Genomic DNA, 13,989 nt, shown 5'->3' on the forward strand with positions numbered 1-13,989 from the left:
GCGCGAAACCCGCTTAACCTTTGGGGCGGGATGCCTTTTCCGTTATGCCGCTGGTGCCCTGTCGACGGGCCAGTTCGCCCAGCACATCATCCAGCGCAACATCGCGCGCGGCCAGCATCACTAGCAGGTGATAAAGCACATCAGCCGCCTCGGAGGTCAGTTTTCCCCTGTCCCCTTTGGCGGCTTCGATGATTGCTTCAATGGCTTCTTCGCCGAATTTCTCGGCACATTTCTCGGGACCTTTGGCCAACAGCTTGGCGGTCCAGCTGCTGTCTGGTTCTGCCCCTTTACGGGCCTCAATCGTAGCCGCCAGATCGTGCAAAATACTCATGTCAGCCTCATCGGTATGCCAGCGGCGGCCATATGCTCTTTGGCCTCGTGGATGGTGTATTCGCCGAAATGGAAGATCGAGGCGGCAAGCACCGCGCTGGCCCCACCTTTAGTCACACCTTCGACCAGATGATCCAGATTGCCCACGCCCCCGCTGGCGATCACCGGCACTTCCACCGCGTCACTGATCGCTCGGGTCAGGGGCAGGTTGAACCCGGCCTTGGTGCCATCGCGATCCATCGAGGTCAGCAGGATTTCCCCCGCGCCCTTGGCGACGACGGTTTTGGCAAATTCAACGGCGTCGATGCCTGTTGGTTTGCGTCCGCCATGGGTGAAAATCTCCCACTTGCCGGGGCTGACCGTCTTGGCGTCAATGGCACAGACAATGCACTGGCTGCCGAACTGGTCCGCTGCTTCGGCGATGACGTCCGGATTCGCGACGGCGGCCGAGTTAAAGCTGACCTTATCAGCCCCCGCCAGCAACAGGGCCCGCACGTCATCTTTGGTGCGCACGCCACCACCTACAGTCAGAGGCACAAAGCACTGCTCTGCCGTGCGTTGGACCACATCGAACATCGTGCCGCGGTTCTCATGCGTCGCATGGATGTCCAGAAAGCAGATCTCATCCGCTCCGGCGGCGTCGTATGCCTTGGCCGATTCCACGGGGTCACCAGCATCGCGCAGGCCAACGAAATTCACACCTTTGACCACACGGCCATCGGCGACATCCAAACAGGGAATGATGCGGGTTTTCAGCATGGGCTTTCCTTTGCTCGGGGCACCTGTACCGGCAAAGCCCCGCCGATGCCAGACTTGTGATTGTGATCTGTCGCGAAGCCATGGAAATTAGGGGTGAAATTTATGAAAAGGATTACGCAGATGCGACAACTTCTTTTGGCTTCAATTCTCACATTCGGAGGCGCCCTGTCCGCCATGGCTGACGACATCATCAAAGTGGAAACCAACAAATCCGTGGCCGAGGCGCTGGACGCGCTGGAAGCCGCCGTGGGTAATGCGGGCGCCACCGTGTTTGCCCGCGTGGATCACGCGGCGGGGGCGGAAAAGGTCGGAACGCCAATCCCGGCCAATCAGGTGCTGATTTTCGGCAACCCTGCTCTGGGCACTCCCGCCATGCAGATCGACCCGCGCGCGGGGCTGTTCTTGCCGCTGAAGGTGCAGGCCTACGAAGACGCAAACGGACAGGTCTGGCTGGCTTATGAAGATCCGAAAGAGACGATGGACGAGCTCGACGAAGTAGAGAAATCCCCCATCATCGAAAAGATGCGCGGCGCTTTGGCGAAACTGACCGCCGCCGCTGCTCAATAACTCAGTTCAGGGCGCGAATGGCCTCTTTTAGGTCAATCGCGCCATCATATAGCGCGCGGCCAGAGATCGCGCCGTTCAACTCGACGCCACAATCACGCAGGGCGATCAGGTCGTCCAGTGAGCTGACGCCGCCCGAGGCAATTACCGGAATCGAAACCGCCTGCGCGAGCGCCGCCGTGGCTTCGATATTCGGACCCTGCATCGCACCGTCGCGGTTGATGTCTGTATAGATGATCGCTGCCACGCCAGCGTCCTCGAAACTGTGCGCCAGATCGGTGACCTGTACGTCGGTCTCTTCGGCCCAGCCCTTGGTGGCAACCATGCCGTTTCGCGCATCTATACCGACGGCTACCTTGCCCGGGAAGGCTTTGGCAGCTTCGCGCACCAGATCAGGATTTTCGACTGCAACGGTGCCCAGAATCACCCGCGCCAGACCTTTCTCGATCCAGGTTTCGATCGTGGCCATATCGCGGATGCCGCCGCCAAGCTGCGCGGGCACGTTACAGGCTTTCAGAATTGCCTCAACGGGTGCCGCATTAACAGGCTCCCCGGCAAAAGCACCGTTCAGATCAACCAGATGCAGCCACTCGCAACCAGCCTCGACAAAGGCGCGGGCCTGCGCAGCAGGGTCTTCGTTAAAGACCGTCGCCTTATCCATTTCACCACGCAGCAGGCGCACGGCGTTGCCGTCTTTCAGATCGATGGCGGGGTAGAGGATCATGTCGGGCGGCCCTATATCACTGTTACACGCGCGGGATATCGCACAGGCAGGGCAGGGGCGCAACGCGACGCTAAGTCATTCTTGCCCGGTGCCGAACGGCAGGTCAGACTGACCGGAAAGACAGGGAGATAACCATGAAGACATATTCTCTTGCAGCGGTCTTCGCTGCGATGGCCACCACCGCCTTTGCTGCCGATCCGGTAGACGGGCTGTGGAAGACCGCTCCGGGCGATACGGGCGGCTATTTGCATGTGTCGATTTCGGAATGTGGCAGCGCCATCTGCGGAACTATCGACAGCGCATTTGATGCCCAAGGCAACCAACAGCTGGAGTACGAAAACCTTGGCAAGCAAATCATCTGGGACATGATCCCCGAGGGTGACGGCAGCTATGACGACGGCAAAATCTGGGCCCCGGATCGCGACAAAACCTATAGTTCGAAAATGACACTGGACAGCCAGAACAAGCTGACCGTCAAGGGGTGTGCCGTGGGTGGTCTGGTCTGCCGGGGGCAGGTCTGGACGCGGGTGCAGTAAACCTCAGGGCTTCCAGGTCAGGAAATTGCCGATCATACGCAGGCCGACGTCCTGGCTTTTCTCAGGGTGGAACTGCATCCCAACCATCGTGTCGCGGCCAATCACGGCCGTGACCTCTTGCCCGTAGTCCACATAGGCCAACCGTTGCGCCGGATCCATCACCCGGAAGTGGTAGGAGTGCACAAAATAGGCGTGATCGCCTGATTTTATCCCTTCAAAGACCGGATGGTCGCTTTCCAGAATCAGATCGTTCCAGCCCATATGTGGCACCTTGAGCGCGCTGTCCGAGGGTTCAATCTTCACAACATCACCGGCAACCCAGCCGAGACCATCGGTCGCGGAGTATTCATGACTCTTGGTCGCCATCAGCTGCATTCCGACGCAGATGCCCAGAAACGGGCGGCCTTTCTGCTCAACGGCTTCAACCATAGAGTCATAGATGCCTTTGTGGCCGCGCAACTCGGCGGCGCATGCCGGGAAAGCGCCATCACCGGGCAGAACCAGCCGGTCGGCCCGCGCGACGACGTCTGCGTCCGATGTCACGACGACCTCGCCCGCATCCAGTTCGCGGGCCATCCGTTGAAACGCCTTCTCCGCCGAGTGCAGGTTGCCGCTCTCGTAGTCAATGATGGCAGTCAGCATCTAGAGCGCGCCCTTGGTCGAGGGAATCGCATCCGCCTTGCGTGGATCGGTCTCGACCGCATCCCGCAGCGCGCGCGCGACGGCCTTGAAGGCCGCCTCGGCGATGTGATGGCTGTTGAAGCCGTGCAACTGGTCGATATGCAATGTGATGCCGCCATGGGTGCTGAGCGCCTGAAAGAACTCGCGCACCAGCTCGGTGTCGAACGTGCCGATCTTTTGCGTCGGCAGGTCCACATTCCAGATCAGGAACGGGCGGCCCGACAGATCCAGCGCACAGCGCACCTGTGCGTCATCCATGGGCAGATGGCATTCGCCATAACGACGAATACCCTTCTTATCCCCTAGCGCCTGCGTCAGTGCCTGACCCAGCGTAATCCCGGTGTCTTCGACTGTGTGGTGGTCGTCGATGTGGTAATCGCCCTTGGCACGGATCGTCATGTCGATCAGCGAATGCCGCGCCAATTGATCCAGCATGTGATCAAAGAACCCGACGCCAGTCTGGTTGTCATACTGGCCGGTGCCGTCCAGATTGACCTCGACCGAGATCTCGGTCTCGGCGGTCTGACGACTGATCTTAGCGCTGCGCATGGGCGAATTCCTTTTGCTACAGGGCGCTTATAGACGCGGATGAACGGCCTATCCAGACCGCTTTAAGCCTTCGCTGCAAACTGTTGCAGGGGATTGCACCTGGGCGCGGCCCGTGCCAGCCTGCGGGCAACACGAACCAACAAGGCCCGGCCCATGTCCACCTGCGTTTTCATCCAGATCCGTTGTAAACCCGGCACCACTTACAAAGTCGCCGAAGAGATCGCGCTGCGTGAAATCCATTCCGAATTGTATTCCACAAGCGGCGAATACGACCTGCTGCTGAAGCTCTACATCCCCGAAACCGAGGATGTGGGCCATTTCATCAACGAAAACCTGCTGGTGATTCCCAATATCGAACGCTCGCTGACCACGATGACGTTCAAGGCATTCTAGCCGAGTTCGAATGTCGTGATGCCATATATCCGTTCAAGGTCGATGTCTGGCGCGTGACTGGAATACATGCGCCCCGTTTCAAATACCTTGGTTAGCCCCAACTGTTTGGCCAATTCCATGGCTTGTGCGTTTGGATTAGGCTTGTCGATGAAGACCTCGGCCTTTGCCTGATCGGCGGGTAGCGTCGTCAGAAGGGAAACCAAAAGCGCCTGCGCGATTTGTGGATTGTTGGCAAACAGAGGCCCGACCTTGTACCCGCTCAGGCAGCGCCGCAACGTTGCATAGCCTTTGATCCGCCCATTTTCCTCAAACACCCGCGAAACGTGGCTGGGTGCCTCCAACCAGACGCGCAAGAACGTGTCGCGCGCGGCGGGGAACAGGCCTCGGTCATACGACTTTAGATCATCGGTTAGTGCGTTGATTGGACGAACCCGAGTGTCCTCTACGCGACCCAGGGCATCCAGGATGCCGCCGACGGTGCCCGCGAATCGATAATTGTCATACGCCAGTTCAAAACCGAATTTCCGATAGTTGTCCTGCTGTTCGACCACACCATCCATGCCCATGTTACGATCCTGGCAATGTGCCTTGACCGCTTCGGCGACCTGCAATCCGTATCCCGAGCCGCGAAACTCGGGACGCACGATGTAGAAGCCAAGAAATGCGTAGGCATCATCGTAGTTCACGGCGGATGCGGACGCGATCATCTGGCCGTCCAGGAAACCGCCCTTGAATCCTTCGGGGTCCGAACTGCGAAAACAGACCGCGTCGTGCAGCCCGGGGTTCCAGCCTTCCTGTCCCGCCCAATCTACAGCGGTTTGAAGTTCGTCTGCTGTTAAGGCGCGAATGACGTAATCGGGCATATCCGCATCTCCGTCGTAATTTCATGTGCAGCAAAGATGCCGCAGCAATCGCGAAAGAACCAGCATGTTCGGAGAGTTTGGTATCTGGAGCGGGCGAGGCGATTCGAACGCCCGACCCTAACCTTGGCAAGGTTATGCTCTACCCCTGAGCTACGCCCGCATCAGATACTTATATGGTCCGTAGACCTCTCAATGGAGCGGGCGAGGCGATTCGAACGCCCGACCCTAACCTTGGCAAGGTTATGCTCTACCCCTGAGCTACGCCCGCGCCGTTGAGTGAGGAGGGATGTATAAATTCCAACACGAGGCTGCAAGCGGAAAAACACAAAAAACAGCAAAAAATCTTTCGACGGAAATTCGGGGCTGCGGTGTTCAAGAGATATAGCAATGAACGAAATAAGGGATTGGGCAGAGGAAATGAAAGATATTGCAGACATTAAAATGGCGGCATTGGCGGCGCTGATTGTTCTTACCACCGTGATCTACAGTCAGAGCGATGAAACACTGGCAGAGGCGCAGCCTAGCCTCCCGCATGCTCCTTTGATCGAGACGCAGGTTTTGACGGGCTAAACGTTCTCATACAGCCAGAACAAGATTCGCCATGGCCGCCAGCAATATGGCCGTAAAGGTCAGACCCATTCCGATCTGGCGCAGGATGATGATCTGTGGGGTCTTGCCAAAACCATAAGCGTGCAGAAGCCTGCCCGCCAAAAGTAACATCCCCAGCAGGTTCACAAGCCAGCCGCCAGCATCTTGCAGTTCGACCATGGCGATAAGCAGCAAAGCAAAGGGAGCGTATTCGGCGCAGTTCGCATGCGTTCGCATTGCCTTGATCATGGCCTTGTCGCCATGATCCCCGACCGATATTTTGCCCACCCGGCGTTGCCGAATGACATTCACGCTGAGTGCGACGTACAGAAATGCGATCAACGCGGCGTAGATCGGGGTGATGGTCAGCATGCGGCCTCCTGATGTTGAAAGGGCCGCCCGGTTCCCCGAACGGCCCTTATTAGCTTAGAAGGCTAAACCGGTTATTCCAGTTCGACCAGCAGATCTTTGGCGTCGATTTGACCTCCGGGCTGGACGTGAACGGCCTTGACCACCGCGTCGCGCTCGGCGTGGATACCTGTTTCCATCTTCATCGCTTCGATGGTCAGCAGCAGATCGCCTTCTTTGACTTCTTGACCTGTGACAGCGGCAACAGTTGCAACGACACCCGGCATTGGCGCGCCGATATGGTTGGGGTTACCAACTTCGGCCTTTGGCCGCTGAGCGGTTGATGCTTTCACCAAACGGTTCGGCACGCGGATCACGCGGGGCTGACCGTTGAGTTCGAAGAACACGCGAACCTCGCCATTCTCGTCCGTCTCGCCGATGGCCTGACAGCGAATCTCCAGCGTCTTGCCGGGATCGATCTCGGCGGTGATCTCCTCGCCCGGCTCCATGCCGTAAAAGAAGGTACGCGTGGGGAGGGTACGGACCGGGCCATAAGTGCGGTGACGGCCCATATAGTCGAGGAACACCTTGGGATACATCAGATATCCGTTCAGGTCCTCGTCATCGATCTCTTTGCCCTCAAGCTGTTTGGACAAATCTGCTCGCGTGGCCTCGAGATCGACCGCTTCGACATGCTTGCCGGGGCGTTCGGTGTTGGGGGCCTCGTCCTTCAGGACCTTCTGGATGATTGTATCGGGGAACCCGCCCGGAGGCTGACCCAGATTGCCGCGCATCATGTCCACCACCGAGTCGGGGAAGGCGACATCAGTGTTCGGGTCTTCGACCTGCGCACGGGTCATGTTCTGGCTGACCATCATCAACGCCATATCACCGACCACCTTGGACGACGGCGTCACCTTGACGATATCGCCGAACATCTGGTTCACGTCCGCATACATCTGAGCAACCTCGTGCCAGCGTTCTTCCAGTCCAAGCGAACGCGCCTGTGCCTTGAGGTTGGTAAACTGACCACCAGGCATTTCGTGCAGATACACCTCGGAGGCCGGGGCCTGCAGGCTGGACTCGAAGGCCGCGTACTGGCCGCGCACTGCCTCGAAGTAATCGCTGATTTCACGGATGGCTTTGATGTCCAGCCCGGTGTCTCGCTCGGTATGGCGCAACGCCTCGACCACGGTGCCGAGCGTTGCCTGAGAGGTGTTGCCGCTGAAACTGTCCATCGCGCAATCCACCGCGTCCACGCCGGCCTCGGAGGCGGCCAGAATGGTGGCGCTTGCAATGCCTGCGGTGTCATGGGTGTGGAAGTGGATCGGCAGCCCGACCTCTTCCTTCAGCGCCCGGATCAGGATCTTGGCGGAGGCCGGTTTCAGCAGTCCGGCCATATCCTTCAGGCCCAGCACATGTGCGCCAGCGTCACGCAGTTCCTTGGCCATTCCGACATAGTATTTGAGGCCATACTTAGCACGGTCCGGGTCCAGAATATCGCCGGTATAGCAAACGGTGCCTTCACAGATCTTGTTGTTTTCGATCACCGCGTCCATGGCGACGCGCATGTTCTCGACCCAGTTCAGCGAGTCGAACACGCGGAACACGTCGACACCCTTGGCCGCCTGACGCACAAACTCCTGCACCACGTTATCGGGATAGTTGGTATAGCCAACCCCGTTCGCCCCGCGCAGCAGCATCTGGGTCATCAGGTTCGGCATCGCCTCACGCAGATCACGCAGGCGCTGCCAAGGGCATTCCTGCAGGAAGCGATAGGCGACATCGAAGGTTGCACCGCCCCAGCATTCGACGCTGAATAGCTGCGGCAAGTTCGCAGCATAGCTGGGTGCTACTTTGATCATATCGATCGAGCGCATCCGGGTTGCCAGCAGCGACTGGTGCCCGTCGCGCATGGTGGTGTCGGTGATCAGCAGCTGACGCTGCGCCTTCATCCAGTCAGCAACCGCCTGTGGGCCTTTTTGCTCCAGCAGGTTGCGGGTGCCCATCTGCGGTTCGGCTTTGGGCGCGGGGGGCCTGGCCTCTTTCAGGTCGGCGCGCGGCATCGGGCGATCCTTGGTTTCGGGGTGCCCGTTCACAGTGATGTCGGCGATATAGTTCAGAACCTTGGTGCCCCGGTCGCGGCGCTTCTTGAACTGGAACAGGTCCGGTGTCTCATCGATGAACTTGGTGGTGTATTCATTCGACAGGAAAGTCGGGTGCTTTAGCAGGTTTTCGACAAATGCGATGTTGGTGGAAACACCGCGCACACGGAACTCCCGCAGCGCACGGTCCATCCGCGCAATCGCCTTTTCTGGCGTTGGGGCCCAAGCGGTCACCTTGGTCAGCAGAGAGTCATAATACCGCGTGATCACCCCGCCTGCATAAGCGGTGCCGCCATCCAGGCGAATGCCCATGCCGGTGGCCGAGCGATAGGCGGTGATGCGGCCATAGTCGGGGATGAAGTTGTTTAGTGGGTCCTCGGTGGTCACGCGGGTCTGCAGCGCGTGGCCGTTCAGGCGAATGTCGGACTGCGTGGCCTTGCCGGTGGCCTCGGTCAGGGTCTTGCCCTCGGCGATCAGGATCTGAGCCTGCACGATGTCGATGCCGGTGACTTCCTCGGTTACGGTGTGTTCCACCTGCACGCGCGGGTTCACTTCGATGAAGTAGAACTTGCCGGTGTTCATATCCATCAGGAACTCGACGGTGCCCGCGCATTCATAGTTCACATGGGCGCAGATACGGCGGCCCAGCTCGCAGATTTCGGCGCGCTGTTCTTCAGTCAGGTACGGGGCAGGCGCGCGTTCCACGACCTTCTGGTTGCGGCGCTGGACCGAACAATCGCGTTCATAGAGGTGGTATATCTCACCGTGCTTATCGCCGAGAATCTGCACCTCAACATGGCGGGCACGGGTGATCATCTTTTCCAGATAGCCCTCACCGTTGCCAAAGGCGGCCTCGGCTTCGCGGCGGCCTTCCAGCACTTTCTCTTCCAGCTCATCCTCGGACAGGATCGGGCGCATCCCGCGTCCGCCACCGCCCCAAGACGCTTTCAGCATCAGCGGATAGCCGATCTCGGCTGCCTCGGCCTTGATGGCTACCATGTCGTCGCCCAACACCTCGGTCGCTGGGATAACCGGAACGTCGGCGGCAATCGCCACTTTCCGAGCGCTAGCCTTGTCGCCAAGCGCGCGCATGGTCTCGGCCTTTGGTCCGATGAAGGTGATGCCGTTCTGAACACAGGCATCCACGAAATCCGGGTTTTCGGACAGCAAACCGTAACCGGGGTGGATCGCATCTGCGCCGCTTTCTTTGGCCACCCGGATGATCTCGTCAATCGACAGATACGCCGCAACCGGTCCCAGATCTGCGCCAATGCGATAGGCCTCATCCGCCTTGAACCGGTGCAGGCCCAACTTGTCCTCCTCGGCGAAGACCGCGACGGTGCGCTTGCCCATCTCGTTGGCTGCCCGCATCACACGGATGGCAATCTCGCCGCGATTGGCAATCAGGATTTTCTTGAAGTCTGTCATTTCAGGTCCCGGTCTTAATGGCTGTGGCCTTGTGCATAGGCGGACAATACGGCCACGTACATATGTAGTTCTGGGTAGAACCGGCATGTTAACGCTCGCAAACGCCGCCCTTTTGCGCAAACTTATTGCACATGCTGCATTGCGGCATCAATCCCCCGTGGGAAAGAGCAAATAATGCCCGTTTCTCCGAATATCCTCGCTGCGCCCTTTGGAGGGATGATTCTATTTGATTTGAGCGAACAAGCCGTGAACAAACCCTTTCCCTCCGCGCTCATCCGACGTAGTTTATTGGCATGAGCAGTTTTGACGAAATGGACGCCTTCGAAGGCGCATCGCTGTCGGCGCGGGCGATGCCTGCGACCTCGGCTGAGTACCTCAACGATCTCAACCCGGCGCAGCGCGAAGCGGTTGAGCGGCTGGATGGTCCGGTGCTGATGTTGGCTGGTGCGGGCACGGGCAAAACAAAAGCTCTGACCGCTCGGATCACCCATCTGCTCAGGACACATAGGGTGCGTGAGAATGAGATTCTGGCGGTGACCTTCACCAATAAGGCCGCGCGAGAGATGAAAGAGCGGGTAGGGCGGATGCTGGGCCGACCCGCTGAGGGGATGCCGTGGCTTGGCACCTTCCACGCAATCTGCGTCAAGCTGCTGCGTCGCCATGCGGAACTGGTCGATCTGAAATCGAACTTCACAATTTTGGACACTGACGATCAGAAACGGCTGCTGAAACAGCTTACTCAAGCCGCCAACATTGACGACAAGCGCTGGCCCGCTCGGATGCTGGCCGGGATCATCGATGACTGGAAAAACCGAGCGCTGACGCCCGACAAGGTGCCTGCTGCGGATGCGGGGGCCTATAATCACAAGGGCATCGAGCTTTATGCCCAATACCAGACCCGCCTACGCGAGCTGAATGCGGTGGATTTCGGCGACCTGTTGCTGCACATGGTCACGATTTTCCAAACCCACCCGGACGTGCTGGAGCAATACCAGCGCTGGTTCCGTTACATCCTTGTGGACGAGTATCAGGATACCAACGTAGCCCAATATCTCTGGCTTCGTCTGCTTGCAGGGGGCCACAAGAACATCTGTTGCGTCGGAGACGACGATCAGTCGATCTATGGCTGGCGCGGGGCCGAGGTGGGCAACATTCTGCGATTCGAAAAGGACTTCCCTGGCGCCTTCGTGGTCCGGCTGGAACAGAACTACCGCTCGACCCCGCATATTCTGGCCGCTGCGTCCAACGTCATTCGTGGCAATGAAAGCCGCTTGGGCAAAGAGCTTTGGACCGACTGCGAAGAGGGTGAAAAGGTCCGTCTGATCGGCCATTGGGATGGCGAGGAAGAAGCGCGTTGGATCGGGGAAGAGATCGACGCGATGCAAGGTGGCACGCGCGGTGTGCGGCCGATGAACCTTGATGAGATCGCGATCCTCGTACGCGCTTCGCACCAGATGCGGGCGTTTGAGGATCGGTTTTTGACCATTGGTCTGCCTTACAAGGTGATTGGCGGCCCTCGATTCTATGAGCGGATGGAGATTCGCGATGCCATGGCCTATTTCCGGCTGGTGGTCAGCCCCGAGGATGATCTGGCGTTCGAGCGGATCGTAAACACGCCCAAACGCGGCCTCGGCGACAAAGCGCAGCAGACGATTCAGGTTGTGGCGCGCGAGAACGGAGTGTCTCTGGTCGAAGGCGCGCGGATTGCAGTCGAGAACGGACTGATCAAGGGTAAGGGTGGCAAGGCGCTGCGCGAACTGATCGACGGATTGGCGCGGTGGAATGCAATGACGCGTGGGCCTCGGATCGAGGTGGACGATGATACGGTGATTGATGACGGTGTTTCACCGATCCGATACGGCGCGCCCGAGCATACGCATATCGAGCTGGCGCAGATCGTCTTGGACGAATCCGGCTATACCGCGCATTGGCAGAACGAAAAGACGCCCGAGGCGCCTGGACGATTGGAAAACCTCAAAGAACTGGTCAACCAGCTGGACAATTTCGAGAACCTGCAGGGGTTTTTGGAACATGTCAGCCTGGTGATGGACAATGAGCAGGATGGCGATGGGGCCAAAGTCTCGATCATGACGCTGCACGCGGCCAAGGGGCTGGAGTTTCCCGCGGTTTTCCTTCCGGGGTGGGAGGATGGATTGTTCCCCTCTCAGCGTTCGATGGACGAATCCGGTCTCAAAGGCCTCGAAGAAGAACGAAGGCTGGCCTATGTCGGTATTACCCGTGCAGAAGAAGTCTGTACGATTTCCTTTGCAGCCAACCGACGGGTGTTCGGACAATGGCAGAATTCGATGCCGTCCCGGTTCATTGATGAGTTGCCCGAAGATCATGTGGAAGTGCTGACACCTCCGGGGCTCTATGGTGGTGGTCAGCAGGCAGCCGGGATCGAAACTCGCGCAGCCGAGGCGAATGTCTATAACTCTCCGGGCTGGAAGCGGATGCAGGCGCGGCAGGGGCAATATGGCATGTCTCAGCCAAAAGAAAGCCGGAATACTGTGATTGATGCGACCGCCGTGGCCAGCTTTACGCTGGGCGAGCGAGTGTTTCACCAGAAATTCGGCTATGGCGCAGTGATCGGCATCGAAGGTGATAAAGTCGAGGTCGATTTCGACAAGGCAGGGGTGAAGAAAGTGGTCTCGCGCTTTCTGACCAACAAGGATGACGTGCCGTTCTGAAGCTTACAAACCTTCGACCAGCACAAGATTCGCCGTCGCCGTTTTTTGCCTGATCTTGGCCAATTCGACATAGTCCGGATCGTCCTTCCACGCGTTTGCGGCAGCCATATCCGGAAACTCCATCAGGACGATCCCATCTTCTTCCCAACTGCCTTCGATCACTTCAACGGGTTTTGAGGATACGGTCAGAAGCCTTCCGCCATGTCGGTCAAAGATCGGCATGAATCCTTCGAGGTATTTCTGGTACCCAACCGGGTCATGAATGGAAATCTGGGCGATGAAATAAGCGGCCATGGGAGACTCCTGACAAAGCGTTCACGACCCCAGCCTACATCTTGTGCGCAAAAAACGAAAAACGGCGGTTCCCAGGGAGGAGGAGGGGAACCGCCGTTCTTTTCTACATCAGGGCAGGGAGGAGGAAGCCCCGATGTATCCGAACCCGGGTTTGATCCCGGTATGAGGAAGACGCGGCGACGTCAGGGAGGAGGAAGACGTCGCCGCGCGCTTTCAACATCGAGGCAGGGAGGAGGAGAGCCCCGATGTATCAGGTTCCGGCGGTCAGGGCCGGTATTAGGTGCGGCAACGTCAGGGAGGAGGAGAGACGCTGCCGCTGAAATACAGGTCCGAAAGGGAGGAAGACGGACCTGATCTCGGTGTTCATGTTGCGCTTACCGCGCGATCTGCTCTTCGGTGGCCTGTTGGGCCAGCCGGCGGATCATCGAGCGGTGCAAGCCAAGATCAGCCAATTCCCGATCTGACAGTCCCGACAATTCGTTGACTGTCTGACGGTACAGGCGATAACGAGCAACCCGGGTTTTCACGGTCTCAACCAGCGTTGAGATTCCATTTGCCGGTGTGCCTTTCAGAGCCGTTTGTGTGCTTGCGACTGCCATCTTCATGATCCGTTCATTCTTACTGTTGCCGGCATCGTCCGGCGTTTGCTTGAGACTGAAGATAGGCAAATGCTGCGATTGCACAATAGTTCGCGTCGTCAATGCTGCTATGCAGCAAATGCATGGATTGGCAGGATAATCCGGTACGCCCCAATAATTGCCTTTAAAATACTGGTTTTCACGTGTGGTTGACGTTTCGTGTGTCCAGACCCTGTGATGGTGACCGCTTATCTATTGAGCGGAATTGGTGTTTGTTTGGGCATGTTGTGTCAACTCAAGAGGGGCAAATCTTCTCACCGCAGGTCCGGCGCCTGGGGTGATGGTGCTATGGGAAAGCATGGGGCGACTATGGGAAAGGCCCTGTAAAGGGACCGCGATTCGTCCTCTTCGGCTGTCATTCATGAGTGTCTGCGCCAAATAATCCATAATTCTAAAAATTATTGGGAATTCATGGGAGGAATAATCTAGGCGTCAATTTTTACATATTTAGTGTTAGTAAGCATTTGGAGCACAATTTGTGGCATATTTGATCCGAGTT

15 protein-coding genes and 2 tRNA genes are annotated in these 13,989 nt (G+C 58.1%); 5 read left to right on the forward strand and 12 right to left on the reverse strand.

Features of this window, described 5'->3' with window-relative positions; all coding sequences use genetic code 11:
• Positions 1-13 precede the first annotated feature (13 nt).
• Both ACR0AY_RS11630 and hisF read right to left on the reverse strand, forming a co-directional pair.
• Entirely contained in the window at positions 14-331 is a 318-nt protein-coding gene (locus tag ACR0AY_RS11630; RefSeq protein WP_170420798.1) for a phosphoribosyl-ATP diphosphatase, read from the reverse strand.
• Positions 328-1,089: an imidazole glycerol phosphate synthase subunit HisF gene (gene hisF / locus ACR0AY_RS11635; RefSeq protein WP_170392081.1), complete on the reverse strand. Its 762-nt coding sequence runs from the start codon at positions 1,087-1,089 to the stop codon at positions 328-330. Before hisF ends, ACR0AY_RS11630 begins: the two co-directional genes overlap by 4 nt.
• 120 nt (positions 1,090-1,209) lie before the next feature.
• Here hisF and ACR0AY_RS11640 point away from each other — a divergent pair, with 120 nt between their 5' ends.
• A complete protein-coding gene (locus ACR0AY_RS11640) occupies positions 1,210-1,656 on the forward strand; it encodes a DUF302 domain-containing protein (RefSeq protein ID WP_255611717.1) in 447 nt (148 codons plus the stop codon).
• Between the two features lies 1 nt (position 1,657).
• Here the strand turns inward: ACR0AY_RS11640 and hisA are convergent, their stop codons facing one another.
• Entirely contained in the window at positions 1,658-2,377 is a 720-nt protein-coding gene (hisA, locus tag ACR0AY_RS11645; RefSeq protein WP_170420802.1) for a 1-(5-phosphoribosyl)-5-[(5-phosphoribosylamino)methylideneamino]imidazole-4-carboxamide isomerase, read from the reverse strand.
• A gap of 134 nt (positions 2,378-2,511) precedes the next feature.
• Between hisA and ACR0AY_RS11650 the strand changes: the two genes are divergently transcribed.
• Positions 2,512-2,913 (forward strand): DUF2147 domain-containing protein, encoded by a 402-nt coding sequence (locus ACR0AY_RS11650; protein WP_170392077.1) that lies wholly within the window; start codon positions 2,512-2,514, stop codon positions 2,911-2,913.
• A gap of 3 nt (positions 2,914-2,916) precedes the next feature.
• On the opposite strand, the gene hisH is transcribed toward ACR0AY_RS11650, so the two are convergent.
• The gene (gene hisH, locus ACR0AY_RS11655) at positions 2,917-3,555 is read right to left on the reverse strand and encodes an imidazole glycerol phosphate synthase subunit HisH (RefSeq protein WP_170512289.1); all 639 of its coding nucleotides are present in this window, start codon (positions 3,553-3,555) and stop codon (positions 2,917-2,919) included.
• Positions 3,556-4,143 (reverse strand): imidazoleglycerol-phosphate dehydratase HisB, encoded by a 588-nt coding sequence (gene hisB, locus ACR0AY_RS11660; protein WP_170512287.1) that lies wholly within the window; start codon positions 4,141-4,143, stop codon positions 3,556-3,558.
• Positions 4,144-4,296: 153 nt separating this feature from the next.
• Between hisB and ACR0AY_RS11665 the strand changes: the two genes are divergently transcribed.
• Positions 4,297-4,536, forward strand: coding sequence for an Lrp/AsnC family transcriptional regulator (locus ACR0AY_RS11665; protein WP_170325761.1), 240 nt, complete (start codon positions 4,297-4,299; stop codon positions 4,534-4,536).
• On the opposite strand, the gene ACR0AY_RS11670 is transcribed toward ACR0AY_RS11665, so the two are convergent.
• The 3 genes from ACR0AY_RS11670 to ACR0AY_RS11680 all read right to left on the reverse strand — a co-directional run bounded on the left by ACR0AY_RS11670 (position 4,533) and on the right by ACR0AY_RS11680 (position 5,667).
• Positions 4,533-5,399 (reverse strand): GNAT family N-acetyltransferase, encoded by an 867-nt coding sequence (locus ACR0AY_RS11670; protein WP_170512285.1) that lies wholly within the window; start codon positions 5,397-5,399, stop codon positions 4,533-4,535. The two genes, ACR0AY_RS11665 and ACR0AY_RS11670, sit on opposite strands and share 4 nt — an antisense overlap.
• 85 nt (positions 5,400-5,484) lie before the next feature.
• Positions 5,485-5,559, reverse strand: a tRNA-Gly gene (locus ACR0AY_RS11675).
• A gap of 33 nt (positions 5,560-5,592) precedes the next feature.
• Positions 5,593-5,667, reverse strand: a tRNA-Gly gene (locus tag ACR0AY_RS11680).
• A 149-nt stretch (positions 5,668-5,816) separates the two neighbouring features.
• Here ACR0AY_RS11680 and ACR0AY_RS11685 point away from each other — a divergent pair.
• Positions 5,817-5,969 (forward strand): hypothetical protein, encoded by a 153-nt coding sequence (locus ACR0AY_RS11685; protein ID WP_170609401.1) that lies wholly within the window; start codon positions 5,817-5,819, stop codon positions 5,967-5,969.
• A gap of 6 nt (positions 5,970-5,975) precedes the next feature.
• Here ACR0AY_RS11685 and ACR0AY_RS11690 read toward each other — a convergent pair whose 3' ends face one another.
• Positions 5,976-6,359, reverse strand: a complete 384-nt coding sequence (locus ACR0AY_RS11690) for an MAPEG family protein (protein ID WP_170401416.1) — start codon at positions 6,357-6,359, stop codon at positions 5,976-5,978.
• A 71-nt stretch (positions 6,360-6,430) separates the two neighbouring features.
• Positions 6,431-9,868, reverse strand: coding sequence for a pyruvate carboxylase (locus ACR0AY_RS11695; RefSeq protein ID WP_170512281.1), 3,438 nt, complete (start codon positions 9,866-9,868; stop codon positions 6,431-6,433).
• A gap of 293 nt (positions 9,869-10,161) precedes the next feature.
• Here ACR0AY_RS11695 and ACR0AY_RS11700 point away from each other — a divergent pair, with 293 nt between their 5' ends.
• Positions 10,162-12,558, forward strand: a complete 2,397-nt coding sequence (locus tag ACR0AY_RS11700) for an ATP-dependent helicase (protein ID WP_480454181.1) — start codon at positions 10,162-10,164, stop codon at positions 12,556-12,558.
• Between the two features lie 3 nt (positions 12,559-12,561).
• Here ACR0AY_RS11700 and ACR0AY_RS11705 read toward each other — a convergent pair whose 3' ends face one another.
• Positions 12,562-12,852: a DUF1330 domain-containing protein gene (locus ACR0AY_RS11705; RefSeq protein WP_170512277.1), complete on the reverse strand. Its 291-nt coding sequence runs from the start codon at positions 12,850-12,852 to the stop codon at positions 12,562-12,564.
• Positions 12,853-13,226: 374 nt separating this feature from the next.
• Positions 13,227-13,451: a DUF1127 domain-containing protein gene (locus ACR0AY_RS11710; protein WP_170392061.1), complete on the reverse strand. Its 225-nt coding sequence runs from the start codon at positions 13,449-13,451 to the stop codon at positions 13,227-13,229.
• Positions 13,452-13,989 lie beyond the last annotated feature (538 nt).

It is taken from the genome of Ruegeria sp. A5 (assembly GCF_056543005.1).

Bases quoted from the DNA above. Each gene is read 5' to 3' on its own strand.
- ACR0AY_RS11630 (WP_170420798.1), bottom strand. From the start codon at position 331: ATGAGTATTTTGCACGATCTGGCGGCTACGATTGAGGCCCGTAAAGGG.
- hisF (WP_170392081.1), bottom strand. From the start codon at position 1,089: ATGCTGAAAACCCGCATCATTCCCTGTTTGGATGTCGCCGATGGCCGT.
- ACR0AY_RS11640 (WP_255611717.1), top strand. From the start codon at position 1,210: ATGCGACAACTTCTTTTGGCTTCAATTCTCACATTCGGAGGCGCCCTG.
- hisA (WP_170420802.1), bottom strand. From the start codon at position 2,377: ATGATCCTCTACCCCGCCATCGATCTGAAAGACGGCAACGCCGTGCGC.
- ACR0AY_RS11650 (WP_170392077.1), top strand. From the start codon at position 2,512: ATGAAGACATATTCTCTTGCAGCGGTCTTCGCTGCGATGGCCACCACC.
- hisH (WP_170512289.1), bottom strand. From the start codon at position 3,555: ATGCTGACTGCCATCATTGACTACGAGAGCGGCAACCTGCACTCGGCG.
- hisB (WP_170512287.1), bottom strand. From the start codon at position 4,143: ATGCGCAGCGCTAAGATCAGTCGTCAGACCGCCGAGACCGAGATCTCG.
- ACR0AY_RS11665 (WP_170325761.1), top strand. From the start codon at position 4,297: ATGTCCACCTGCGTTTTCATCCAGATCCGTTGTAAACCCGGCACCACT.
- ACR0AY_RS11670 (WP_170512285.1), bottom strand. From the start codon at position 5,399: ATGCCCGATTACGTCATTCGCGCCTTAACAGCAGACGAACTTCAAACC.
- ACR0AY_RS11685 (WP_170609401.1), top strand. From the start codon at position 5,817: ATGAAAGATATTGCAGACATTAAAATGGCGGCATTGGCGGCGCTGATT.
- ACR0AY_RS11690 (WP_170401416.1), bottom strand. From the start codon at position 6,359: ATGCTGACCATCACCCCGATCTACGCCGCGTTGATCGCATTTCTGTAC.
- ACR0AY_RS11695 (WP_170512281.1), bottom strand. From the start codon at position 9,868: ATGACAGACTTCAAGAAAATCCTGATTGCCAATCGCGGCGAGATTGCC.
- ACR0AY_RS11700 (WP_480454181.1), top strand. From the start codon at position 10,162: ATGAGCAGTTTTGACGAAATGGACGCCTTCGAAGGCGCATCGCTGTCG.
- ACR0AY_RS11705 (WP_170512277.1), bottom strand. From the start codon at position 12,852: ATGGCCGCTTATTTCATCGCCCAGATTTCCATTCATGACCCGGTTGGG.
- ACR0AY_RS11710 (WP_170392061.1), bottom strand. From the start codon at position 13,451: ATGGCAGTCGCAAGCACACAAACGGCTCTGAAAGGCACACCGGCAAAT.